The organism is Synechococcus sp. M16.1 (assembly GCF_014279895.1).
Taxonomy (GTDB): Bacteria; Cyanobacteriota; Cyanobacteriia; order PCC-6307; family Cyanobiaceae; genus Parasynechococcus.
On record NZ_CP047954.1, the window covers coordinates 642,812 to 664,993 of the forward strand.

24 protein-coding genes are annotated in these 22,182 nt (G+C 60.4%); 15 read left to right on the forward strand and 9 right to left on the reverse strand.

The genetic code is table 11. The features are described 5' to 3' along the window. Positions 1 to 7 precede the first annotated feature (7 nt). The 9 genes from SynM161_RS03565 (at position 8) to cbbX (ending at position 8,691) form a co-directional block, all read left to right on the forward strand. Positions 8 to 1,753, forward strand: a complete 1,746-nt coding sequence (locus tag SynM161_RS03565; protein WP_186541999.1) for a carboxysome shell carbonic anhydrase — start codon at positions 8 to 10, stop codon at positions 1,751 to 1,753. Positions 1,754 to 1,755: 2 nt separating this feature from the next. Continuing rightward, entirely contained in the window at positions 1,756 to 2,067 is a 312-nt protein-coding gene (locus SynM161_RS03570; protein WP_006850911.1) for a carboxysome peptide A, read from the forward strand. Next, the gene (locus SynM161_RS03575) at positions 2,067 to 2,318 is read left to right on the forward strand and encodes a carboxysome peptide B (RefSeq protein ID WP_011363752.1); all 252 of its coding nucleotides are present in this window, start codon (positions 2,067 to 2,069) and stop codon (positions 2,316 to 2,318) included. The genes SynM161_RS03570 and SynM161_RS03575 overlap by 1 nt, the downstream gene beginning before the upstream one ends. Positions 2,319 to 2,371: 53 nt before the next feature. Beyond that, a complete protein-coding gene (locus SynM161_RS12190) occupies positions 2,372 to 2,923 on the forward strand; it encodes a BMC domain-containing protein (protein WP_304623156.1) in 552 nt (183 codons plus the stop codon). A 111-nt stretch (positions 2,924 to 3,034) separates the two neighbouring features. After that, positions 3,035 to 4,879: an NAD(P)H-quinone oxidoreductase subunit F gene (locus tag SynM161_RS03585; RefSeq protein WP_114988510.1), complete on the forward strand. Its 1,845-nt coding sequence runs from the start codon at positions 3,035 to 3,037 to the stop codon at positions 4,877 to 4,879. Positions 4,880 to 4,889: 10 nt separating this feature from the next. Continuing rightward, positions 4,890 to 6,380, forward strand: coding sequence for an NADH-quinone oxidoreductase subunit M (locus tag SynM161_RS03590; RefSeq protein ID WP_115008705.1), 1,491 nt, complete (start codon positions 4,890 to 4,892; stop codon positions 6,378 to 6,380). Next, a complete protein-coding gene (locus SynM161_RS03595; protein WP_115132847.1) occupies positions 6,377 to 7,516 on the forward strand; it encodes a CO2 hydration protein in 1,140 nt (379 codons plus the stop codon). Before SynM161_RS03590 ends, SynM161_RS03595 begins: the two co-directional genes overlap by 4 nt. A 34-nt stretch (positions 7,517 to 7,550) precedes the next feature. Then, positions 7,551 to 7,802 carry a 4a-hydroxytetrahydrobiopterin dehydratase gene (locus SynM161_RS03600; protein WP_115008707.1) on the forward strand — a complete coding sequence of 84 codons (252 nt, stop codon included), beginning with the start codon at positions 7,551 to 7,553 and terminating at the stop codon, positions 7,800 to 7,802. Next, positions 7,786 to 8,691 (forward strand): CbbX protein, encoded by a 906-nt coding sequence (cbbX, locus tag SynM161_RS03605; protein WP_115008708.1) that lies wholly within the window; start codon positions 7,786 to 7,788, stop codon positions 8,689 to 8,691. The genes SynM161_RS03600 and cbbX overlap by 17 nt, the downstream gene beginning before the upstream one ends. Here cbbX and SynM161_RS03610 read toward each other — a convergent pair. From SynM161_RS03610 to SynM161_RS03625, 4 genes are read right to left on the reverse strand one after another with little or no spacing between them, the layout of a single operon-like run. Beyond that, complete coding sequence (locus SynM161_RS03610; protein ID WP_186542000.1) at positions 8,645 to 9,871, reverse strand: chloride channel protein; 1,227 nt, start codon at positions 9,869 to 9,871, stop codon at positions 8,645 to 8,647. The genes cbbX and SynM161_RS03610 overlap by 47 nt on opposite strands. After that, positions 9,868 to 10,107, reverse strand: a complete 240-nt coding sequence (locus SynM161_RS03615) for a 2Fe-2S iron-sulfur cluster binding domain-containing protein (protein ID WP_115008710.1) — start codon at positions 10,105 to 10,107, stop codon at positions 9,868 to 9,870. The genes SynM161_RS03610 and SynM161_RS03615 overlap by 4 nt, the downstream gene beginning before the upstream one ends. Then, positions 10,104 to 11,573 carry a cobyric acid synthase gene (locus tag SynM161_RS03620; RefSeq protein ID WP_186542470.1) on the reverse strand — a complete coding sequence of 490 codons (1,470 nt, stop codon included), beginning with the start codon at positions 11,571 to 11,573 and terminating at the stop codon, positions 10,104 to 10,106. Before SynM161_RS03620 ends, SynM161_RS03615 begins: the two co-directional genes overlap by 4 nt. Before the next feature lie 23 nt (positions 11,574 to 11,596). After that, positions 11,597 to 12,040: an Npun_F0494 family protein gene (locus tag SynM161_RS03625; protein ID WP_115008711.1), complete on the reverse strand. Its 444-nt coding sequence runs from the start codon at positions 12,038 to 12,040 to the stop codon at positions 11,597 to 11,599. On the opposite strand from SynM161_RS03625, the gene SynM161_RS03630 reads away from it, so the two are divergent. Beyond that, on the forward strand, positions 12,039 to 12,605 hold the full coding sequence (locus tag SynM161_RS03630) for a nucleoside triphosphate pyrophosphatase (RefSeq protein ID WP_186542001.1): 567 nt from the start codon (positions 12,039 to 12,041) through the stop codon (positions 12,603 to 12,605). The two genes, SynM161_RS03625 and SynM161_RS03630, sit on opposite strands and share 2 nt — an antisense overlap. On the opposite strand, the gene SynM161_RS03635 is transcribed toward SynM161_RS03630, so the two are convergent. Both SynM161_RS03635 and rpsD read right to left on the reverse strand, forming a co-directional pair. Next, on the reverse strand, positions 12,602 to 13,255 hold the full coding sequence (locus SynM161_RS03635; protein ID WP_186542002.1) for a DUF4079 domain-containing protein: 654 nt from the start codon (positions 13,253 to 13,255) through the stop codon (positions 12,602 to 12,604). The genes SynM161_RS03630 and SynM161_RS03635 overlap by 4 nt on opposite strands. Before the next feature lie 27 nt (positions 13,256 to 13,282). Continuing rightward, the gene (gene rpsD, locus SynM161_RS03640; RefSeq protein ID WP_011363781.1) at positions 13,283 to 13,891 is read right to left on the reverse strand and encodes a 30S ribosomal protein S4; all 609 of its coding nucleotides are present in this window, start codon (positions 13,889 to 13,891) and stop codon (positions 13,283 to 13,285) included. 76 nt (positions 13,892 to 13,967) lie between these two features. On the opposite strand from rpsD, the gene yidD reads away from it, so the two are divergent. The 3 genes from yidD to SynM161_RS03655 are packed head-to-tail and all read left to right on the forward strand — an operon-like array spanning position 13,968 to position 16,060. Further along, on the forward strand, positions 13,968 to 14,246 hold the full coding sequence (gene yidD / locus SynM161_RS03645) for a membrane protein insertion efficiency factor YidD (RefSeq protein ID WP_186542003.1): 279 nt from the start codon (positions 13,968 to 13,970) through the stop codon (positions 14,244 to 14,246). Next, positions 14,246 to 14,518: a glutaredoxin family protein gene (locus tag SynM161_RS03650; RefSeq protein ID WP_186542004.1), complete on the forward strand. Its 273-nt coding sequence runs from the start codon at positions 14,246 to 14,248 to the stop codon at positions 14,516 to 14,518. Before yidD ends, SynM161_RS03650 begins: the two co-directional genes overlap by 1 nt. Before the next feature lie 36 nt (positions 14,519 to 14,554). Further along, on the forward strand, positions 14,555 to 16,060 hold the full coding sequence (locus tag SynM161_RS03655; RefSeq protein ID WP_186542005.1) for a UDP-N-acetylmuramoyl-L-alanyl-D-glutamate--2,6-diaminopimelate ligase: 1,506 nt from the start codon (positions 14,555 to 14,557) through the stop codon (positions 16,058 to 16,060). A gap of 32 nt (positions 16,061 to 16,092) precedes the next feature. Here the strand turns inward: SynM161_RS03655 and SynM161_RS03660 are convergent, their stop codons facing one another. Beyond that, on the reverse strand, positions 16,093 to 17,274 hold the full coding sequence (locus SynM161_RS03660; RefSeq protein WP_186542006.1) for an aminotransferase class V-fold PLP-dependent enzyme: 1,182 nt from the start codon (positions 17,272 to 17,274) through the stop codon (positions 16,093 to 16,095). A gap of 71 nt (positions 17,275 to 17,345) precedes the next feature. On the opposite strand from SynM161_RS03660, the gene SynM161_RS03665 reads away from it, so the two are divergent. Further along, positions 17,346 to 18,512: a hypothetical protein gene (locus SynM161_RS03665; protein WP_186542007.1), complete on the forward strand. Its 1,167-nt coding sequence runs from the start codon at positions 17,346 to 17,348 to the stop codon at positions 18,510 to 18,512. Positions 18,513 to 19,061: 549 nt separating this feature from the next. Here SynM161_RS03665 and SynM161_RS03670 read toward each other — a convergent pair. After that, positions 19,062 to 19,721 carry a hypothetical protein gene (locus SynM161_RS03670; RefSeq protein ID WP_186542008.1) on the reverse strand — a complete coding sequence of 220 codons (660 nt, stop codon included), beginning with the start codon at positions 19,719 to 19,721 and terminating at the stop codon, positions 19,062 to 19,064. A gap of 946 nt (positions 19,722 to 20,667) precedes the next feature. Here SynM161_RS03670 and SynM161_RS03675 point away from each other — a divergent pair. Further along, positions 20,668 to 21,090 carry a glycine zipper 2TM domain-containing protein gene (locus SynM161_RS03675; RefSeq protein WP_186542009.1) on the forward strand — a complete coding sequence of 141 codons (423 nt, stop codon included), beginning with the start codon at positions 20,668 to 20,670 and terminating at the stop codon, positions 21,088 to 21,090. Between the two features lie 459 nt (positions 21,091 to 21,549). Here SynM161_RS03675 and SynM161_RS03680 read toward each other — a convergent pair whose 3' ends face one another. Further along, positions 21,550 to 22,077 carry a hypothetical protein gene (locus SynM161_RS03680; protein WP_186542010.1) on the reverse strand — a complete coding sequence of 176 codons (528 nt, stop codon included), beginning with the start codon at positions 22,075 to 22,077 and terminating at the stop codon, positions 21,550 to 21,552. Positions 22,078 to 22,182 lie beyond the last annotated feature (105 nt).

A 22,182-nucleotide genomic window follows, 5' to 3' on the forward strand; every position in this document is an offset into this window, starting at 1 on the left:
TTCATTGATGGTTCGCTCCAAGCCTCTCCGTGGCGGGCGACCTCAGGCCCCCTCGGCACCCACCCGACGTCAGCTTCAACAGCTGGCCGCAACCTCTGATTCCGTTCAGACCTCGTCTGATGTGGAGTCCTCCACCCGCAAGGCCGCTCTGGATCGGCGCCGTGCCCTCACCACAGCGGGCAAGGCCGCTCAACTCGGTGGCGGCTCGGTTGGTGGTGGTCGGATTCGCTCAAGCAAGGACGTTCAGCGCCCCGCTCCTTCCCAGCCGAACTGGGTCCGCCGGGAGAAGGCAGCCACCCGGGCGGTTCCTTTCAATCTGAGCCGCAGCTCTCTGCCGATCACCCATCGGCGCCATCCGTTGACGGATGCAGCGGCCAATGCCCGTCTCCAGGCCTACGAGCAGGAGATCAAGGGCCGCTTTGATCGGATCGTTCCCCTGCTGCAGCAGGTTTCAGCGCTTCAGCACGAAACCGATTTCATTCCCCAGGCACAGCGGTTGTGCCGGGCCGAACTCGGCTTTGATCTGCCGGATCACATCCTGCAGCGGGCCTGGGTTCGCCCCCTCGACATGCGCGCCCTGTTCGCCTGGTGCGTGTTCGAAAGCCACCGGTTGTTCAGTGACCGCTTCTTCCAGGACGATCCCCTGGATGCCGGTACGGGCAGTGCTGCCTCCCGGGAGTTCGAACAGTTCCTGCTCGACTGTGGGATCCATCTGCTCGACCTGACGCCCTGTGCCGATGGTCGGCTGGCCCACACCGTGGCCTACGCCCTGCGCATTCCCTTCAGCGCTGTGCGTCGCCGTTCCCACGCTGGCGCCATGTTCGACGTGGAGAACACGGTGAACCGCTGGGTCAAAACCGAGCACCGTCGCTACCGCGAAGGTTCACCCAATCCCTCCACGGAACCGACCCGTTACCTGAAGGTGGTGACGTACCACTTCAGTTCCCTCGATCCCTCCCATCAGGGCTGCGCTGCCCATGGCAGCAATGACGAACTGGCGGCAGCGGCGGGTCATCAACGCCTGCTCGATTTCCGTGAGTCGGTGGAAAACAGCTTCTGTTGCGGTGCCTCCGTTGACCTTCTACTGATCGGCCTCGACACCGACACCGATGCGATCCGGGTGCATCCCCCAAGCCGTGAAAGCGAAATGGTGCTCGACCGTTGGCTCTGCGCCAGGGAACTGCATGCCGCCACGGCATCGATGAGTTCCGATCAAGCCATGGCACAGATTGCTGAAGCCGTTGAGAGCTCTGCCCCTGGCCCCATGGATGCCGGGATGGTGTCGTTCCTGACCCGTTTGCTCGCCAATAACTTCTCCCAGATCGACTACGTGCAGGATCTGCACGGGGGCACGTACCCGGATGCCGGGCACGCAGAGCGTTTCATTGGCGTTGGCATCGGTTTCAAAGAGGTGCATCTGCGCAACCTCACCTATTTCGCTCACCTCGACACCGTCGAGGAGGGCGCTCCTGATCTCGATGTGGGCGTGAAAATTTTCAAGGGTCTGAATGTGTCTCGGGATCTGCCGATTCCGGTTGTGGTGCGTTTCGACTATTCCGGCCGCGTGCCGGGTGCTCGGGAACGGGCCATCGCTGATTGCCAACGGGTGAACCAGGCCATCGCCGATCGCTACGCAGTTCTCGTTGATGAGGGTCTGCTCCACACTTGTCTCACCATTCGCGACCGCAACCAGACGGCTCCGGCCGAGGTCGTCGGTTCCACGCTCGACCCGCAACTTCCGGAGGCTCACTGATCATGCTCATCGTCAAGGTCGTCAAGCCGCTCGTTTCCACCAACCGGATTCCCGATTTCGAGCACAAGCATCTCCAGGTGGTTCTGGATGGCAGCACCAAGAAGGTGGCCGTCGATGCGGTGGGTGCAAAACCTGGGGACTGGGTGATCTGCGTCAGCAGCTCGGCCGCCCGTGAAGCTGCCGGCAGCAAGTCGTATCCCAGTGACCTCACGATCGTGGGGATCATTGACCACTGGGAACCCGACCCCCCGAAGACCTCCGCTCCCTCTCCGTCCCCCAGCCCCAGCAAACCCGCGGGAGGCAAGGCCAGCTGATGGAGATCATGCAGGTGATGGGAACGCTGGTGTGCTCCTACCGGGTTGCCGGTCTGGATCACATGCACCTGCGCATTCTCAAGAACAACAAGGGCAAGAAGCTGGTGGCTGTTGACCCCGTGGGTGCCCGTGAGGGCAACTGGGTGTTCACCGCCAGCGGTTCGGCTGCCCGGCATGCCTGCCCTGACAACACCGTTCTCACCGATCTCACCATCGGTGGCATCATCGATTTCTGGAATCCGGACGGATAGGGATCCTTCATTTCCCTCCGCCGTTTCCGTTCCGCTTCCACACCTACCAATCCATGGCCACTCCTTCCCCCACCCCCCGTCGTCGCACCACCCGCAGCACCGCCGCGGCGAACAAGACTGTGGATGTGAAGCCCGTGGACGTGAAGCCTGTGGCCAGCACTCCTGCTCCCGCTTCGACTCCCGCCAAGGCAGCTCCTGCTTCCACCACCCGTCGCGCGTCCACCACAACGCGTCGCAGCAGCGCTTCCAACACCGGATCCGGAGGCGGCTCAGCCGTGACCAAGCCCGCTGCCACCCCTTCCCCCATCGTTCCCGGTGTGGCGCTGGGCATGATCGAAACCCGCGGCATGGTTCCTGCCATTGAGGCAGCCGATGCGATGACCAAGGCTGCTGAGGTGAGCCTGATCTGCCGTGAGTACGTGGGTGGTGGCTACGTCACGGTGATGGTGCGTGGCGAAACCGGTGCAGTGAATGCCGCTGTGCGTGCCGGTGCCGATGCCTGCGAGCGCGTGGGCGACGGCCTTGTCGCAGCTCACATCATTGCCCGTCCTCATAAAGAGGTGGAGCCGGTGTTGGCCGGCAGTGGTGCAGCTCGACGCAGCTGATTGCATAAAAGCCTCCTCACAGCCGTTCACAAAGAGCCCTTTTGCTCCTGACCGGCTCCTAGATTCGCCGGCCAACCAGCGACCAGCTCGATCACCATCCCGCTCGCCGTTTTGACCCCGGAGCTTTCGCTTCCCATACAGACCGCCTGGTTGATCCCGCTCTATGGGTTCATCGGGATGCTGGTTTCTCTCCCTTGGGCCTGTGGCTGGTTCCGCCGAGATGCCCATCGACCGGCGGCCTACCTCAACATTCTTCTCACCCTGCTGGCCTTCGCCCACGGAAGCCTGATCCTGCAGGAGGTGTACCAATCAGGGCCGGTGGATCTGGCCTTCCCCTGGCTCAGCGTGGCTGATCTGGAGCTGAACATCAGCTTCAGCCTGTCGCTCACCAACCTGGTAGCCCTGGAACTGATCACGGGCCTCAGCTTGCTGTCGCAGGTGTATTCCTTGGGCTATATGGACAAGGAATGGGCGTTGGCCCGCTTCTTTGCCCTGCTTGGTTTTTTCGAGGGTGCGATGAGTGGTGTCGTGCTCAGCGACTCCCTGTTCCAGAGCTATTTCCTGCTGGAGATGCTGACGCTCTCCACTTATTTGTTGGTGGGTTTCTGGTACGCCCAACCCCTGGTGGTCACTGCAGCCCGGGATGCCTTCCTCACCAAGCGCGTTGGTGATGTGCTGCTGCTGATGGGTGTGGTGGCGCTCTGCAGCTATTCCGGCGTGATGGGGTTCAACGACCTTTACGCCTGGGCCGCTCAAGACACCCTCTCTCCCTTGGCGGCAACGCTGTTGGGTTTGGGCCTGGTTGCTGGCCCAACGGGCAAATGCGCCCAGTTCCCCATGCACCTCTGGCTGGACGAAGCCATGGAGGGTCCGAACCCCGCTTCGATTCTGCGGAACTCGGTGGTGGTGACCTGCGGCGCCATCGTGCTGCTGAAGGTGATGCCCATCCTTCAGCTCTCTCCCATCGCCATCGGCGTGATGCTCGTGATCGGCAGCATCAGTGCGATCGGTGGCTCTTTGGTGGCCCTGGCTCAGGTGGACATCAAACGCACGCTGTCGTATTCCACAACGGCCCACATGGGCCTTGTCTTCATTGCCATTGCGCTGCAGATCCCAGTTCTGGCCTTGTTGCTGCTGTTCACCCATGCCGTGTCCAAGGCGCTGCTGTCGATGAGCATTGGCGGCGTGATTGCCTCCACCAACTGTCAGGACATCACCGAGCTGGGGGGATTGGGCAGCCGCATGCCGGCTACCACCACGGCGTTTCTGGTGGGTGGTGCTGGTCTCGTGGGCTTCCTGCCCCTGGGTGGCTTCCTGGCCCTGGCCCAATCGATTGAGCTGCTGAGCGTGCGCTCGGTTCCGTTCATGGCGGTGTTCCTTCTCACCAACGCACTCACTGCCATGGGTCTGGTGCGGGTGTTCCGCCATGTGTTCATGGGGGATTCCCTGATCAAGTCCCGCCGGGCTGCCGAGGTGAACTGGCAGATGGCGTTCCCAATGGTGGCGCTCACCGTGATCGTGCTGATCACCCCGCTGTTGCTGGTGCGGCTTGAGTCCCTCGATGGTTTGTTGGCCTTCCCCCTCTGGGCAGCAGCTCTTGTGGTGGGAAGCGGACTGCTGGGCCTGCTGGCTGGTGCCGTTCTCCCCCTGAGCAAGGCCTGGTCCCGCTCGCTGAATCCTGTGCTGCGCTGGTGGCAGGACCTGCTGGCCTACGACTTCTACACCGAGCGCTTCTATCGCCTCACCATCGTCAACGTGGTGGCTGGCTTCTCTCGCCTGGCCTCCTGGTTCGACCGAAATGTGGTGGATGGTCTTCTCAATGGAGTGGCTCGCTTCTCCCTGGCCAGTGCCGACAGCCTCAAGCTCAGCGTCAGCGGCCAGAGCCAGTCGTACGTGCTGACGGTGCTCCTGGCCATCGTTCTTTTCCTCACCGCGGTGAGCTGGTTCCTCACCTGATCGCCCCGAGATGCTTCTTTCCCTCCTGCTTCTGATTCCCTTCCTCGGGGCTCTGGCTCTGATCCTCTGGCCGGGATCCCCGTCTAGTGCACGCCTGCGCGATGTGTCCATCGTGCTTCTGGTGGTGCAGTGCTTGGCGAGCTTCGCCCTGCTGCTGCCTTTCGATGCCGCCGACGCAGGTTTGCAGTTGGTGGAACAGGCCCGCTGGGTGCATGCCATCGGCCTGGATTACGCCTTGGCGCTGGACGGTTTGTCGTTGCCGCTGGTGTTGATGAATGGGGTGCTCTGCCTGGTGGCGGCCATCGCGTCGCGCACGATCGAAAACCGCCCCCGGGTCTACTTCGCCCTGTTGCTGGTGATTTCCGGAGCGGTGAATGGTGCCTTCCTGGCCCAGAACCTTCTGCTCTTCTTCCTTTTCTACGAACTGGAACTCATCCCCCTCTGGATGCTGATCGCTGTATGGGGTGGTGCCAACCGGGCCTACGCCGCCACGAAGTTTCTGATCGTCACCGCCGTCTCAGGCGTGCTGATCCTGGGTGCCTTCCTCGGCATTGCTCTGGTCACAGGAACCATGGATTTCAGTCTGCGGCCGATCCTTTCCGGTGAACTGGGCATGACCGCCCAGCTGCTGCTGATGGGTGCTCTGTTGATCGGCTTCGGCATCAAGATCCCCCTCTTCCCCTTCCACACCTGGCTGCCGGATGCCCACACCGAGGCTTCCACACCGGTGTCGGTTCTTTTGGCAGGTGTGCTGCTCAAGCTGGGCACCTACGGCCTGCTGCGTTTCTGCCTTGGCTTGTTCCCCGACGCCTGGCAGGTGGCTGCTCCCTGGCTGGCCGGCTGGGCTGCGATCTCAGTGCTCTACGGATCCCTTGCGGCGATTGCCCAGACCGACATGAAGCGCATGGTGGCTTACAGCTCGGTGGGCCACATGGGCTACGTGCTGCTGGCCGCCGCTGCCGCCACGCCGCTCGGGTTGATGGGGGCCCTGTTCCAGATGGTGAGCCACGGCCTGATCTCTGGCGTGCTGTTCCTGGTGGTGGGTGTCGTTTACGCCCAGACCGGCACCCGCGACCTCAACGTCTTGCGTGGCCTGCTCAACCCCCAGCGCGGCCTGCCGCTCACTGGATCTCTGATGATCATCGGGGTGATGGCCAGTGCCGGAATCCCAGGCATGGCCGGCTTCATTTCCGAATTCCTGATCTTCCGCGGCAGCCTTCAGCCCTTCCCCCTGGCCACGCTGCTTTCCATGGTGGGATCGGGACTGACGGCGGTGTATTTCCTGCTGTTGGTGAATCGCGCCTTCTTCGGTCGCCTGGCGATCGCCCCCGGCGAGGTGGTGAATCCCCGTATCCTCAACCGCGTGGCGCTGCGGGAGCAGGCCCCGGCCATCGCCCTCAGCCTCGGTGTGCTGGTGCTTGGCCTTGCTCCGGAGCTGCTGTCGAACCTCAGTGAGGCGGCCACCACGGGCCTCAGCCTGATCACTGGAGATCTGTCATGACCCCGACATCCGCATCCCCCGTTCAACCTCCGGTGCTTCCTGATCAGGAGGAGTTGATCCGTCGTTTGCTCAGCGACACGCCGCTGCTCAAGGACACCCCCGACCATCTGCTGCAGGTGGTGAATGTGCTCGAGAGCTATGGGCTTGTTCTCGATGCCTACAGCAAGAACCTTGTGGATCAGGGGGAGCAGCAGATGCTCAATCCCTTCCCGGTGTTCCGCTTCTTCCATGAGGGGTTCAACCTCAAGCGCCTCTGGACCCATCTGATGGGGGATCGCATCAACTTTGAGTACGCCGAGTACTGCCAGAAGGCGATGTTCTGGCATGGCACCGGCGGGTTGGATGCCTACCTCGACACGCCTGAGTTCGCCGAGGCCTGCCAGCGGATCATCAAGCGCAAGTCGGCGCGGGACCCTCTGCTGGCCCTCAACAACCGCCTTTATCCCGATTTCGCCCCCGAGGCCATCCGTTCGCTCACCACGATTTATTGCCTCGGTCTGTTCTGGCGCGTGATGAGCGACATCTTTGTCGACCTGGCCCGCCGCTACGCGATCAAGGAAGTCACCTGCGTCAACGATGTGGTGCATCACATCCGCGATGGCCTGGTGGCGGCGGCCGGAAGCCCGATTGAATACAAGGTGACGATCGGTGGTGAAGAGATCTGGGTGCTTCCCCCTGAGGCGGGTCTCACCTTTCTGGTGGATGTTGCGGTGCCCTACGTGGAGGCCGTTTTCTTCCGCGGCATGCCCTTCCTTGGAACGGTGTCGTACAACGCCCAGGCCCGGCAGATTTCACCGGACATCAGTGATTTCAAGTACGGCGCCCTTTACGCCGACCCGATTCCGAGCATGGGTGCGGGCATTCCCCCCAGCCTCTGCATGCAGGACATGTACCGCCACCTGCCCGAGGAACTGAGCCTCTGGTACGACGACAACGGTCGAGGTCAAACGGATGTGCACGTGCAGATCTGCGTCAGCTTCCAGAAGTCGATGTTCTGCGTCACCAATGCCGCCATCGCCGGCACGATGCCGCATCCGCTGGACACCGATGACCCCGAGCAGCAGGCCGCCAATCGGGCCTACGCCGAGGCCTGGTCTGGGCGCTTGATGGGCTGTCAGCGGGTGGCGCTCCTCTAGGTTTCCAGCAGGTTCAGGCTGAACGGGGACTCTGATGAATCAGTGGCAGGAGCGGAAACGACCCGTATGCCTCGAGTGTCGTTTCGAGTTTGAGAGCTACGACGCCACCAGGGATTTTCTCGACAAGCTCGGCGACCACAGCGAGGCCACCCAGCGCTTTCCTGACATCAGCTTTGGGCGCACCTACGTGAACATCACGATCCGGCCGGAGGATGACGGCCCCGAGGCCCAGCTGAGCGAAGCCGATCGTGCCTTTGCCGCAGAGATCGATGCCCTCCTCAGTTGATCTGGCTTCGGCCTATGCCGATTCCGGTGTGGCTGAGGTGTTGGACCAACTGGACCGTGAACTGATCGGCCTGGCGCCGGTGAAGACGCGGATCCGAGAGATCGCAGCGCTGTTGCTGGTGGATCAGGCGCGGCAGCAACTGGAGTTGCCCAGCACCGCGCCCAGTTTGCACATGTCGTTCACCGGCCATCCCGGCACGGGCAAGACCACCGTGGCGCAGCGGATGTCGCAAATCCTGCATCGCCTGGGTTACCTCCGCAAGGGTCATGTGGTGACGGCCACCCGCGACGATCTCGTGGGTCAGTACGTCGGTCACACCGCCCCGAAAACCAAGGAGATGCTCAAGCGTGCCCAGGGTGGCGTGCTGTTCATCGATGAGGCCTATTACCTCTACAAGCCAGACAACGAACGCGATTACGGCGCCGAAGCGATTGAGATTCTCCTGCAGGAGATGGAGAGCCGGCGCAGCGACGTTGTGGTGATCTTTGCGGGCTACAGAGATCGGATGGAAACCTTCTACAGCTCCAATCCAGGTCTGTCCTCAAGGGTGGCGCACCATCTCGATTTCCCCGACTACAGCGACGACGAGCTGATGGCGATTGCAGGCCTGCTCCTCGAGGCCCAGCACTACCAGTTCAGTGCCGAGGCCGAGACTGCGTTCTCCGACTACGTCTCGCGTCGGCGTCAGCTGCCTTTCTTCGCCAACGCGCGCTCGGTTCGAAATGCGTTGGACCGGGCCCGTCTGCGCCAGGCCAACCGGTTGTTTTCGCGGATGGGAGAAGCCCTCACCAAGCAGGATCTCATCACGATTGAGGAGGCCGACATCCGGGCCAGCCGTGTGTTCAAGGGCGAAGTGGAGGGCCACCATCCCGCTCAGCACGGCGCCTGATCAGCTGCGCCATGCCGAGGCCCACCAGCAGGCCGGCTGTGCCGTGACCCTGCAGGAGGGCAACCCCGAGCATCAGAACCGCCAAGGGTGCAGGAAGCACGCAGCGGTACAACGCACCTGTGAGGGCGCCGCACCAGCTGCCCAGGCTGCCCAGATCGGGCAGCAGCAGGTGGAGTCCCATGCCAAGTGCGCAGGCCACCAGGAACAAGGGGAAGAACACCCCTCCGCGCCAGCCTGTTTCCAGGCAAAGGCCGAGCATCAGCAGTTTCATGATCGAGGAGAGGAGCAGAACCAAGGCCCCACTTGAGTTCTGGCCTTCCAGCAGGGGCCGCAGCTGCTCTTCTCCGGCGAAGGGAACCAACGGCAACCAGTGCATGCAGGCCCCCAACAGCAGGCCGGTCAGCAGCGGCCACCAGGGCCATTGGGCCAGGAGTTGGCGCTGCTCCAGCCAGCCTCGCCACTGCAGAAACAACAAACCCAGGCCGCAACCGATGAGTCCCCCCAACAGGCCTGCGCTGAGGCTGCCGAGATCTTCCCCCAGGTTGCTGGGCCAGATGTAGGGAAGCCCTTGCAGCGATCCACCGCTAGCGGTTCCCATGCCATTGAAGGCGGCAAAACCGGCAACACCGCCGAGGCTGCCGGGCAACCAGCGGTCGAGGTAGGCCTGCTTGCGGTTTTTGGGGTGAGTGACCTCGCCCACCACAGCACCCCCCAGCAGTGGAGCTCCGAAAAAGGCGAGGCTGCCTGCCACTGTTGCTTCCTGAAGCTTCTGGTCACGACCACGCCAGATCCGTTGACTGACCAGGGCGGCCATGCGGCTCATCAGGGCCTCAGGTCCGATGCAACCTCCCCCAACCTGGGCCAGCGCCGCTCCGAGGAGACCGCGAGCTTCATCGCGCTTCGGTGCCTGGTCGGGATCACGCAGATCACTCAGGGTGTCCCGCAGCTCCGGTAGCAATGTGGTGGGGCCGGGGCGATGCAGCAGCGAGAGGATCAAGCCGCTGCCGCCGCAGATCAGCAGCGACCAGCCCAGGGGAAGGCTGCGATCCAAGCCCTCGAGTACCGGATCTCCCCAGAGCCGCTGGCTTAAGCCACCGATCCAGCCCATCACAACCGCCACACCGGCGCCGCTCAGGGTGCCGGTGAGCAGGGCCATCAGGCTGAGGCGAAGGCGAGTCACCAGTGCGGGTCGGTGGCGAATTCAACGCTGAGTTTCGCTGATTTCGACGCCGGAACGGTGCTGATGCAGGCGCGCACCGTCTTGCCGTTGACGTCGATCTCGCAGGCCCCGCAGCTGCCCCCCAGGCAACCGGTGGGAATGCTGATGCCCGCTCCACTGGCGGCCACCAACCAGTCCTCGCCGATGGTTTCGTGGGTGATGCGCCCATCGGGCCAGCGCACAGGAATCGACGTCATGGCTGGAGCAATGGAGCAAGGTTCACATGTTGCTCGAAGGCATCGGCGAGGCGATCGAGCAACAGATCACGGTGGGCGCTGTGGTTCTTGGGATCGTTGGCCAGCGGTTGCAATCCCCGTTGCTCGCGAAGCCGGTTGAGCCAGGCCCGTCGCCAGGGGCCGTTGTCGAGCAAGCCGTGCAGGTAGGTGCCCACCACGCTCGAACCCTTGGGCCCGGGAGCCCACCACCCCAAGCCAGGGTCGCTGCTTAGCGGCTGAAGACCGGGATCAGGGGTGGTGGTGCCGTAGTGCAGTTCAAAACCGTTCAGCGGTGTTTCCATGGGCCAGAGGCCATCGATGCTGCGCTGGCTCAGCCTTTTCGTGCCGCTGAAGGTGGTTTCCAGGGGCAGGAGGCCCAAGCCGCTCTGGGGTCCCCGCTGATCGGTGCCCTCCAGTCCCTCCGGATCGTCCAACGTTTTGCCCAGCATCTGCATGCCGCCGCAGATGCCCAGGACGGACCCCCCAGCCTGGGCATAGGCCCTGAGTTGATCGGCCAGTCCACAGCTGTTCAACGCTTCGAGATCCCGCAGCGTCTGCTTGCTTCCCGGAAGAATCACCGCATCCGGCTCACCCAGGGGTTCCCCGGGTTGAATCCAGCGCAGCTTCAGGCTGGCTTCGGCTTCGAGCGGATCGAGATCGGAGAAGTTGCTCAAGGAGGGCAACCGCAGCACAGCGATCTCCAGATCGGTGGCCCCGCGGGTGGGTTTGCGTTCCAGCAGATCGAGGGAATCTTCGGGTGGAAACAGCTCGTTGAGCCAGGGCATCACCCCCAGCACCGGTACCCCGGTGTTGGCTTCCAGCCATTGGCGACCCTCATCAAACAGCTCCCGACGGCCGCGGAAGCGGTTGATCAGGATGCCTTTGATCAGCGGGCGCTCCACCGGGCGCAGCAAAGCGAGCGTCCCAACGATCTGGGCGAAGACACCGCCGCGCTCAATGTCGGCCACCAGCAGGCAGTTGGCCCGCAGGTACTGGGCCAGGCGCAGGTTGGTGAGGTCGCGGCGTTGCAGGTTCACTTCCACCGGGCTTCCCGCCCCCTCCAGCACCAGCCGGCCTTGGGGCCATTGCTGCTGGAGCTGCATCAGGCCGGTGCGGATCGCCTGCCAACCGGGGCGGAACCAGTCGCGGTAGTAGTGCTCGGCGCGGGCGATCCCCACGCTCTGGCCCCCATGGATCACCTCACTGGTGCTGTCTCCCCGGGGTTTCAGCAGCACGGGATTCATGGCGCAGCAGGGCTCAAGGCCCGCCGCCCAGGCCTGCATGGCCTGGGAGTAGGCCATCTCGCCGCCATCGGCATCCACCCAGGCGTTGTTGCTCATGTTCTGCCCCTTGAAGGGCAGCGCCTGTTCCCCACGGCGTTGGAGAACCCGGCACAGCGCCGCCGTCATCAGCGATTTGCCGGCACCGCTGGAGGTGCCCAGCACCATCAGCGGTCGCGGCGTGGTGCCGGTCACAGCGGCCAGTGCCGACGCAGGCCGTGACGCAGACGCTCCAACACCGGAATCGAACGCTGCAGGAGTGCGGGGTCGTCATCGAGCAGCTGGCGACCCAGGGGCGTGAGCCTGAAGCGGCTGGTCAGCCCTTGCCCATCCACTTCCCGGCGCAGCACGCCCACGCTGATCAGCCAACGCAGGTCGTCTTCGAGGGCTTCGCTGTTGCGGAACCAGCGTGTTTTGCGGCCGTAGCGGCTGGGTTCGCTCCAGAGGTCGCCGGCATCCAAGCCTTGCTGCTGAAGATCCCGATAGAGCGCTTCAGAGAAGGGCAGGCATCCCATGGCCCGGCAGGCCCGGTCACGGCTGCGTCGATCCAGCAGGTCGGTGGGGTGAGCGATGGCGAAGCCTTCCGTCCCTGGCAGCCTACGGAGCGTTGTTCTGCGGTGTGTTCCCGTGCTCATGCTTGCTTCCGCCTCGCCGGCGCGTCGCCGTTTGCTGGAGCAAGCGGGAATCCCGCATCAGGTGCGCGTCAGCGGTGTGGATGAAGATCAGATCCAGCATGCGGAGCCCGCCGAGCTGGTGAAACTGCTGGCTCAGGCCAAGGCCACAGCTGTCGCCCAGACGCTTGATCGGGTGGGCGATGCCGAGATCACTGCTGTGCTGGGCTGTGATTCGGTGCTTAGTGTTGAAGGGCAGGTGTTCGGCAAGCCCTCAGGGCCAGCCGAAGCGATCGAGCGTTGGCAGCGGATGGCTGGCGGCTGCGGATCTCTGCTGACGGGCCATTGCCTGATCCGTCGCGGACAACCTGAGCTGTTGGCTTGCGTGGAAACGGTGGTGCGCTTTGCCCCGCTCAGCCAGGCCGAGATCGAGGCCTATGTGGCCAGTGGAGAACCGCTGCAATGCGCTGGTGGTTTTGCCCTCGAGGGCCGCGGCGGCCTCTGCATCGATGGCTTGGATGGCTGTTATTCCAACGTGATCGGCCTGAGCCTTCCCTGGTTGCGTCAGCAGCTTTCAGCGTTGGCTTAGTGCAGCAGCAGATTTCGCGTTCCCGAGATCGCTTGCATGGCCAGCAGCAAAGCCACCAGCAGATTGCTGCTGATGTGAATGCGCCTGGCCTGCACGGAATGACCAATCAAGGGCTGCAGCGCCGTTGAGCTCAGCAACAGGGCGGTGAGCAACAGTCCCATCCAGAAATGGGACTGCCAGAACAGGGGGCTCCAGGGAACATCGCTGAACCGCTCCACGGCCGGATGCAGCCCCAGCAGAAGCAGGCCGCAGGCACTGGCGATAGCCCAGAGAAAGCGCTGCCAGACCAGCCGGGTCGTTAGCAGGCGCCCGAAGCTGAACAGCACAGCGCTGCCGGTAACGATCAGACCCAGGGGATGGCTGCTCCAGAGGCTGTGGCCTAGGCCGATCAGCACCGCCACCAGCACTCCGCCGGTCACCCAGGCCCCATGCTGCGCATGCTCCACCGGCACCGTGTCGGCGATTGGGTTGATCTTGAGCCGCTTTTCCCGCGCCAGGATTCCCAGCCGGATCGTGGCGCCCACCACCGGGTAGACGAACAAGATCATCAGCACGGGGTGGATCAATCCCAGCCAGTCGTGGCCGGTGAGCGACTGCAGTGCCTGGGGATCAGCCAAAAAAAACGCAACCCTGAACCCAGGGTTGCGCATCGTGGGGTTGTGAACTGCGGATCTGGATCAGACCTTGCGGGAGTAGTACTCCACCACCAGCAGTTCGTTGATCTCCAGGGCAACCCACTCGCGTTCGCAACGGGCGGTGACCTTGGCGCTCAGCTTGGACTTGTCCAGCTCGAGGTGGCTGGGCACGTTGGCCAGACCGGGGAACTCGAGGTTGGCTTCAGCCAGCTTCTTGCTGCACTTGCGCTCGCGGATGGCGATCACATCGCCAGGCTTGCACTGGTAGCTGGCGATGTCGGTCACACGACCGTTCACGGTGACGTGGCCGTGGTTCACCAGTTGACGGGCGCCGGGCACGGTGGGACCGAAGCCGAGGCGGAAACAAACATTGTCGAGACGGTTCTCGAGCAGCTTGAGCAGGTTGGTTCCGGTGGAACCTTCCTGGGCGCGCGCTTTCTTCACGTAGCGCACGAGCTGACGCTCGGAGACGCCGTAGTTGAAGCGAAGCTTCTGCTTCTCTTCGAGACGGATCGCGTATTCAGAGCGCTTGCGACGGGCTTGGCCGTGCTGACCGGGGGGATAGGACCGTTTGGCGGCCTTCCGGGTGAGACCGGGGAGGTCTCCCAAGCGCCGCGTGATCCTCAGGCGAGGGCCGCGGTAACGAGACATAGGTGGGAAGGTGTGTGTTGAGTTCGTGCTGTTGTTGGCCATGCTGGAACCGAAACAGCTCCAGGCATCTGCAGCGATGCACGAATCTGCCATTGTATCTGGCGGCCCGATGGCCAAGCTGCGACAGGCGTTGAACCAGGCTCTGGCGGCTGTTCTCCTGGCAGGGATTGGGTTTTATCGGCGTTTCATCTCCCCGATGATCGGGCCTCGCTGCCGCTTCACGCCCACCTGCAGCGCCTATGGCCTGGAGGCCATCCAGAAGCATGGACCGTGGAAAGGGGGCTGGCTCACCGTGAAACGGCTGCTGCGCTGTCATCCCTTCACGCCCTGCGGATGTGACCCGGTGCCCGATTGATGAAGCAGCTCACCCTCTACAGCCGCTCTGGTTGCTGCCTCTGTGAAGGTTTGGAATCCCGCTTGCGCGACCTCGATCTGTTGGGGCTTTCGATCGAGCTGGCGGTGATTGATATCGATGCGCAAGGCACCCCCCAGGAGCTGAAGGCGCGCTACGACCTCGAGGTGCCCGTACTCGCGCTCGATGGGTCTGAGCTTCCGCGGGTTTCCCCGCGTCTCACGGGTGAGGGACTGTTGAATTGGTTGCAACGCTGTCTGTCCGCGGCGCTCTGAACGGCTTAAAACTCCCCCAAGCACAGGGGTGATGGGATGACGCAGGCGTTGCATGCCCTGTTGATTGACGCAGGCATCGCAGTGCCGCCGGGCCTGGTGAACCCTGGGTTGGAGGCCATCACCACCGATTCCCGTCGCGTCGGCCCTGGAACCTTGTTTCTCGGTCTCCCGGGCGAACGGGTGGATGGAGGCAGCTTCTGGTCTCAAGCCCTTGAGGCTGGGGCCGCCGCTGCCGTGATTGGAGCTGAAGCCGCAGCTGCGCTACCGCCAGCTGCTGACGACCCCGTGGTGGTGATCCAAGAGCCGGTGGCGCGTCGGATTGGTGAGATCGCAGCGGCGTACTGGGATCACCCCTGCAGGCGCATGGCCCTGATTGGTGTGACCGGCACCAATGGCAAAACCACCACCACCCATTTGATCGAGCATCTGGCCGCTTCGGCCGGCCAATCGGTGGGCTTGTTCGGCACGTTGGTGAACCGCTGGCCGGGCCACAGCATCACGGCCACCCACACCACGGCCTTTGCTGATCTCCTGCAGGGCCAACTCGCTGAGGCTGCCTCCGCAGGTTGCGGCCTGGCGGCGATGGAGGTGAGTTCCCACGCCCTGGCGCAGCAGCGGGTGGCGGGCTGCCGCTTCGCAGGGGCCGTGTTCACCAACCTCACCCAGGACCACCTCGATTACCACGCCTCAATGGAGGACTACTTCGAGGCCAAGGCGTCGCTGTTTTCAGATCCTCTGTTGCTTGCTGACGGCGTGCGATCGGTGGTCAACAGCGATGACCCCTGGGGGGTGCGCCTGGCCGAACGGCTTGGGGCCGCCTGTTGGCGCAGCTCCCTTGAGGATCCCTCGGCCGAGTTGCACATGAGCGACCTGCAGATGACGGCTGCTGGGGTGGAGGGTCGCTTGATCAGTCCTGTGGGCGAGGGTCGTTTCCGTTCGCCCCTGTTGGGTCGCTTCAACCTGATGAACCTGCTGCAGGCGGTGGGGGTGCTGCTTCAGCAGCAGCTGCCTTTGCCGGTGTTGCTGGAGGCCATCGGCCGTTTCGGTGGCGTGCCCGGCCGCATGGAGCGGGTGATCCTGAACGGGGTGGATGCAGCGAATTTGCCCCCGGTGCTGGTGGATTACGCCCACACTCCCGATGGTCTGGACAATGCGCTTTCGGCAGCGCGTCCGTTCTGCACCGGGCGGCTGATCTGCGTGTTCGGTTGCGGTGGTGATCGGGATCGGGGCAAGCGTCCGCAGATGGCGGCGATTGCGGCACGCCTGGCGGACCGCGTGGTGGTCACCTCCGACAACCCCCGAACCGAGGATCCTCAGCAGATCCTGGATGACGTGGTGGCGGGGATCCCTGCCGATAGCGATTTGCTTGTGGAGGGTGATCGAGCCAAGGCGATTGCCTCAGCCATTGCCGAAGCAGAGCCGAACGATCTGGTGCTGGTGGCCGGTAAGGGGCACGAGGATTACCAGATTCTGGGAACTGAAAAGGTCCACTTCGACGATCGCGAGGAAGCGGAACGTGCCCTGCGTTTGAGGTTGTCTTGAAGCAAGGTGCTCTGAAGCGGTTGATATGAGCCTCAAAGGATGCTGATCGCGGCCACCAAAGCGCTGATGTCGTCGTCTGTGGTGGTGAGGTGTGTGCAGGCCCTCAAGCAACTGGGGTCTGCCAGGTTGCGAATCCACAGCCCCTGGGTCCCCAGCTGCTTCACATGCTCTGCAGGGGACACATCGCCAATGATCTGAAAACTCACCAGTCCGCTGGCGGGCGGCACATCCAGCAGGGGCTTGACGGCCTCCAGCCCCTGGAGTGCTTGCCAGAGCTTGCCGCTGAGGGCTCGGATGTGGTCCCAGCGTTGCTGGGCCGATCCCGCGTTCTCCAGCAGTTGCAGTGAACAGCGCAGGCCGGCCATCAGGGGAACGCAGCTGGTGGCCACTTCGAAGCGGCGGCTGTCGTGATGAAACAGATCAGTGCTGCTCAGATCCACCTTGCTTTCATCACGCAGGCTGCGCCAACCGATCACTGTTGGAGACGCCTCGGCCACCACACGCTCTGAAAGCGCCACGCCCCCCAGGCCTTCCGGTCCACAGGCCCACTTGTGCCCAGTGAAGGCGTAGATGTCTGCCGCGGCAGCGGCTTCGTCGACGGGGATCTGCCCGAAGCTTTGGGCGGCATCCACCAACAGAAAAGGTTGTTGGGGGTGCTGATGGAGTTGCTTGGCGACGGCGGCTATCGGCATCACCTGGCCGGTGTTCCAGAGCAGATGGCTCAGCACCACCAGACGGGTTCGGGGGGTGAGGGTTCGCTCAATCGCCTCGACCACGGCGGCATCGCATTGGGTCTGATCACCCCGCAAGTGCTTCACCGGCAGCACATCGATGGCGAGGTTCTGGCGCCGGGCCAGTTCCACACAGGCACTCACAACACCGGGGTGTTCGCAGTCGCCGATCAGCAGCCGCTCCCCTTCGGTAAAGGGCAACCCCCAGAGCGGCAGCACGCAGCCGCTGGTGACGTTTTCAGTGAGGGCAAGCCGATGGGGCGGAACACCGCAACACTGGGCCAGAAGGCGGCGGGTGCTGTTCACCTCCTTGGCGATGTAGGGCCAAACATCTGCTGTGAATGGCCCCAACTCCTGAATGCGCGCCCAGCTTGCGGTGATCGCCTCCAGGGAAGGATTGGGCAAAGGCCCTTGGCCGCCGTAATTGAAGTAGGTCTTGTTCTGTAGGGCAGGACACAGTGATCGCAACTTGTTTGTGTCCATCTGGCTTTTGGCTGACTAGGGTGTGACTAAAGCTGTGACTAAAGGTGCCGTTTCGGAAGCATCCGACATACGTGCGTAAGGCCCGTAATGGGTACCAGTTGCAGCGTGGCGTTCCTAAAGACGTTCAGCCAGTCATAGGCAAAACGATTTGGGTGGAAGGTGCGGGTGCGACTTATCGCGTCGCCCAGCGTCTCTCGCCAGCTTTTGCGGCCAAGACCGACCGGCTCATTGCTGAGGCTCGAAATGAGGTGTTGCTCACGGGGGATGAGCTGATTGATTCGCTGCCTCAACGGTTTGACCTCAAAAATTTTGAAATTGTCGATCTGTTGCTTGAAGGCTCTGGTGTCGCCGTCGAGGAAGGTCTGATCACTCCCCAGCAAGAGAGCAGGTACAGAGCTGTTCTGAGGGGAGAGGAGCCGCCTCGACAACATCTCTCGAAGGACGAGTTGATCCAGCAGGCCAAAGCCCTTAAGTCGCCTGCAGCGCGGACCGAGATGAGTTGGAGGAGTGCTTTAGACGGTTTCTTGGAACACGCAGGAGTCACTCACCCAACCACTGCCACTAAGCAACATGCCATTGCCTATCGATCCTGGTTGCTGGAACGCCTCAATCCTTCAACTGTCAAAACGCAACTCGCCTTTTTGGGCGGTCTTTGGTCAGTTCTTTGTGAGTTGCAGCCTGATTCCACTCATATCTTCCGAGGACTTAATAAACGAATCAAGGTCGTCAAGGCCAGAAAGCCTGATATCACCATCATCGATCCATCGCAGTGGAAGGGAGCAGGAGAGCGGATTGAGATTTTTCAGTTCCTGTTTTTCACAGGTGCACGTCTTGCCGAAATTGCTGGCTTGCAAGCGGAGGACTTGCTGGAAGACCGGATTCTTATCCGGCCTAATGAGTTAAGGCCTCTTAAAACCTCATCCTCTGAGCGGTCTATTCCGATTCATCCAAGGCTTAAGTCTTTGGCTGTAGAGCTACGCGAGAAGGAGGGACTTTTATGGCCAGCTCAGTATCAGGAGTCCAATCAGCGTTGGGGTGTCAACCTTTCAAAGCCATGCAGGAAAATAGTTGGAATTACTCCTAAAGTATTTAGAGACCGTGCTGCAACGGTATTACGGTCCAATAATATGAATGAAGCTGTTGTCGTTGCATTGCTTGGGCATACACCCAATTCAATTTCAATGTTGTATGGCGCTGTGCCATGGAATGAGCTGAAACGTGCCGTAAAGCTCCTCTAAGGTCTGCGTTTCTGGCTAAATGATTAATCCATCACGCAGCACTTATCTCCTGTTGTAGCGTCTTCTAGATGCTTCTGGGTAATGGTGCAGTAAAACAGGGGGACAGCCAAAGGCTTCCCACCATCATCAAAGAAAAGATGATCAAAAACTCGTGGTTTGGAAGCCACGTAAAAGAAAGGGGTGACTCTGAATGCCTTCGGGAGTAGGTCGTCATCCGCGTTGTCAGACGCCAGGGAGAACAAGCCTTCAGGCAGCTTGTAGTAGTACCCGTTATCTGATCCCGTCAGCGTGACGCCCTAACACAGCGGCACCACCATGAACTCAAGTGAAATCGTCCTCTACGGGGTATTCATTTGATTAGTGTTTGCGGAGTGAGTGCTACAGGCGGAGCCTGCGGCAACACCTCCCAAACCGATTCTAAGTGAATTCATAGATCAATATTGTTATGGATACTTGGAAGTGGGAGGCTAATCTTTTTTTTCAGGTAGACAACTTAAGTTGCTCATCAAAGATCAAGTAAGCCCCGACAAAGATCATTTGAGAGCAGCTTTACTCAGACCATGGGTCCGATTTGGATTCCTCTTGGGCTGCCTCACGTGCCGCGATGATTTCCTTTGCCTCTTGCTTCCAGGCCAATCCAATCGGATCGCCTTCCATTTTCAGGAGATATTCAGCCTGGCTAGCGAAGTAATCCTCTTTCGTGATCCGTCCAGCCTTGATCAGGATTAAGGCTCGGACGACATGGCCGTGGCAGTCATAAGGAGCTCCTTCCTCGATGAAGCCCCCTCCATTTTTTCGGCTGAACTCGCGGGAGTCGGAAATCAAGTCGATGGTCTTGCCTGCAATTACCTCTGCAGCACGCGCACGTAACCAACGGTCAGCCCCGTCGGGCATGTTCCCTTTCTGGAGCCACTCATCCCAGACGTAGTCGCGGTATGCATCAATCTGCTGTTCGCGCGTCCACTCTGGTTTCTTTTTCTCGAAGAAGTTGCCTACAGGTGATTGTTCACGGCTGATGAAGTAGCGCCGTGCCAGATCGGGCCGCTGGGGCGATCTTGTTCCACGGTTTCCTTTTGGTGTAGTTGCACCAACCCAGTCAGAGCGAGTATCCGTTCTCCCCATAACTGCGATGGGGTCAATCTCGTCGTCATCAGTTTCATCCCACGCTGATGAACTACCAACGACAGCCTCGGCAATCCAGGACAGCATTTCTTTGCTGTTCGTTCGCCAGTCCCATTTTTTGGCCCTACTACTCGTCATCGGCGTTTTCGGATCACTTTGTCATAACTCATTCTGGACCTCCTCTTGGCCAGCAGGATCAATTGGTTCTGTAGAAGCGCCCATTTCTCCATCTATTGATTGATCTTCTCTGGCTTGCGGATGCAGAGCTGCGTCTCCGGCCAGTGTTGTAGACGCGATTCACGATTCATTGCTATGAATGCAAGTGAGACGAGATGGCCAGGAAAATGGCGGTCTTGGCTCAGGTGATCTGCTCTATGAGCTGCAGCGGATCACCTTGACATGAATTGGGCGGGACAGAATCAGGCTGTAGACCCTGATGTCTATCCATTGCTCGTACACCGTTGCTGTGTTCGACACAAGGTGACATAGCTTTTTCTTATACTCGGAGTTCAGCCGCTCTTCACCCCTTGGCATTGAATGGCGCTTAGTGAAAGTTGCGATCCTTTTTCGGCCTAGGATATTGCAAGCCATATTGAACTGTGGTTCGAGGGTTTTACGTGAAACGACTGCCGGTTCTCCTTTCTGTTCTGCTCATTTCGGCTCCCTCAGCTTTTGCTTGGGAGAGGTTTGACAGCGACGAAGGATATAAAAACTGCGTCGATGTGGCTTTAAGAGAATGGTTAGACCAGGGGAGATGGAGATCATTGAGCAGGGTCGAGAAGAGCGCCTACAAGTCTTTGGCGCATCAGCGCTGCAGTTCGCCAGCCCAGCAACATCACTTGAGTGATGTGGTGAAATAATATTTAATCCCGTTTGGGTTTAGTAGTCGAGATCTGAAGGTTGATGAGAAAGGCGCTCGGCAGCTTTCTTCACTTGGCTCATTGGCGTTCCATAACTTCCCATTTCGGTGTCTTCCAATCAGCTGCGCTTGGCGTCTCTATGGGAGTAGCTTTTCAATAGAGGAACAATCACGATGCCCTCGCTCCAACCTTTCCTTGTGTCCCTGCTGATTGGCACAGCGGCTACGCCTCTCGTTGGCGTTTTAGGTGTAGAAGCCCAAACCGTTTCCCAGCCTGGTTATTCGCGTAGTACGAAGTGTTTTCGGGACGAGTACAGGGAGGAATACGTACCTGGTACAAAAGACAGGCCTGGATACGTACGGAATTGGACTGAAAAGGTAGAGATTGCCTGCTCTGGCAGCTCGACTCAGGCCTCTACGCAGAAATCCCAAGAAGTCGATATCGACAACAACGACTGCAGCCAAGGGAGTGTGATTGGTGGATTGCTTGGAGCAGGATTAGGCGCGGCTCTTTCCAGGGACAAAGGCCGTTGGGTGGGAGTCCCTGTTGGAGCTGCAGCAGGAGCAATGGTCGGCTGTCAGGTAGATGGTGGTTAATGCTCTCTGAACACGCATGAGTCCTCTTCTCCTGCTGGTCGGATAGGGCTCGGCGGTTATCTCGCCGTATGGCGCAACAAGCGAGCCTTAAAAGCCAAAGTGCGACGCAGGCCTTAGCTGTCCTCAGCCAGCTCAATCACGTGCCGCAGCGTCACCCACTGCATGTTGAATCCCAGCTTTTGACAAGCGAAACCACCGCCTACACAGAGGTGATATCGCCGCTCTCAGAGGTGCAAATCAACTGGAGCACCTAAGTCATAACTTTGGAGACCCAGCACCCTGCGTATCACTTGCTACTTAAATTGAGTTTTGCTCTTCTCAATGACCGCTTAAGTGAATGGGGTAGAGGTAGCACCGCGTAAAAGCCACTAATCCCGACCAAACAGATTTCAAACGGTCGTGCCTAGGCAAACAACGCGACTTCGGGTGACCCGAAAGCATTTCTATGCAAAGGACCCCTTATAAGCCTTCAGAACGTCTTTTAACTGATTTTTGAATAGATTTAGTGACTGCATTGCTGTCCCCATCAGTAGCAAAAAGATAGTTAGGAGCATTCAGAGATGCGCATCCAGCCCTATCAAGCTCTTTGCGAAAAGAAGCCACAAAAGAGCTGCCCAAGCTTTGACCTTTCCAATCAATTCCTGGATCCCATGAATCCATCTCGACATTGTATGCGACAAGATATTCATTAAATATCAAATCTAGAGCTTGATCTACCTCAATCATTCCTTTCTTATATGCGTGACAAATCACTCCTGCACCGGCTTGCGAAGCCCCAGACCAAAACGAATTGAAAGTATCGTTTTCACTTGTTTTTTGTTCTGATTGAACTGATATGGGTGTGAATGCTGAAATCCCAAATACGGCAAATAAAGTTAGAAAAATTTTCATCGCAACAACATGGCTTTCTAGTCTCAGTGGAAGGTAGCGATTCAGGGCACGAAGGTAAAGCCCGAGGGGTCTGCATCCCCCCGGCTCCATCTGCACCAGAGCTGGCACAGGTCGCGGTTATGTGATTTCGTCATGCATCGCAGCAAAGAGGACAAGGAGGGAGGCCGCCCCTCCCAGGTGTATGAGATGTGGATGGTTTGC

Coding starts and splice junctions, on each gene's coding strand:
- SynM161_RS03570 (WP_006850911.1), top strand. CDS start 1,756: ATGCTCATCGTCAAGGTCGTCAAGCCGCTCGTTTCCACCAACCGGATT.
- SynM161_RS03675 (WP_186542009.1), top strand. CDS start 20,668: ATGCCCTCGCTCCAACCTTTCCTTGTGTCCCTGCTGATTGGCACAGCG.
- SynM161_RS03615 (WP_115008710.1), bottom strand. CDS start 10,107: ATGACGTCGATTCCTGTGCGCTGGCCCGATGGGCGCATCACCCACGAA.
- SynM161_RS03655 (WP_186542005.1), top strand. CDS start 14,555: ATGACGCAGGCGTTGCATGCCCTGTTGATTGACGCAGGCATCGCAGTG.
- SynM161_RS03635 (WP_186542002.1), bottom strand. CDS start 13,255: ATGCGCAACCCTGGGTTCAGGGTTGCGTTTTTTTTGGCTGATCCCCAG.
- SynM161_RS03660 (WP_186542006.1), bottom strand. CDS start 17,274: ATGGACACAAACAAGTTGCGATCACTGTGTCCTGCCCTACAGAACAAG.
- SynM161_RS03590 (WP_115008705.1), top strand. CDS start 4,890: ATGCTTCTTTCCCTCCTGCTTCTGATTCCCTTCCTCGGGGCTCTGGCT.
- SynM161_RS03565 (WP_186541999.1), top strand. CDS start 8: ATGGTTCGCTCCAAGCCTCTCCGTGGCGGGCGACCTCAGGCCCCCTCG.
- yidD (WP_186542003.1), top strand. CDS start 13,968: ATGCACGAATCTGCCATTGTATCTGGCGGCCCGATGGCCAAGCTGCGA.
- SynM161_RS03620 (WP_186542470.1), bottom strand. CDS start 11,573: ATGGTGCTGGGCACCTCCAGCGGTGCCGGCAAATCGCTGATGACGGCG.
- SynM161_RS03670 (WP_186542008.1), bottom strand. CDS start 19,721: ATGCTGTCCTGGATTGCCGAGGCTGTCGTTGGTAGTTCATCAGCGTGG.
- SynM161_RS03575 (WP_011363752.1), top strand. CDS start 2,067: ATGGAGATCATGCAGGTGATGGGAACGCTGGTGTGCTCCTACCGGGTT.
- SynM161_RS03595 (WP_115132847.1), top strand. CDS start 6,377: ATGACCCCGACATCCGCATCCCCCGTTCAACCTCCGGTGCTTCCTGAT.
- SynM161_RS03630 (WP_186542001.1), top strand. CDS start 12,039: ATGCTTGCTTCCGCCTCGCCGGCGCGTCGCCGTTTGCTGGAGCAAGCG.
- SynM161_RS03650 (WP_186542004.1), top strand. CDS start 14,246: ATGAAGCAGCTCACCCTCTACAGCCGCTCTGGTTGCTGCCTCTGTGAA.
- rpsD (WP_011363781.1), bottom strand. CDS start 13,891: ATGTCTCGTTACCGCGGCCCTCGCCTGAGGATCACGCGGCGCTTGGGA.
- cbbX (WP_115008708.1), top strand. CDS start 7,786: ATGCCCTCCTCAGTTGATCTGGCTTCGGCCTATGCCGATTCCGGTGTG.
- SynM161_RS03625 (WP_115008711.1), bottom strand. CDS start 12,040: ATGAGCACGGGAACACACCGCAGAACAACGCTCCGTAGGCTGCCAGGG.
- SynM161_RS03600 (WP_115008707.1), top strand. CDS start 7,551: ATGAATCAGTGGCAGGAGCGGAAACGACCCGTATGCCTCGAGTGTCGT.
- SynM161_RS12190 (WP_304623156.1), top strand. CDS start 2,372: ATGGCCACTCCTTCCCCCACCCCCCGTCGTCGCACCACCCGCAGCACC.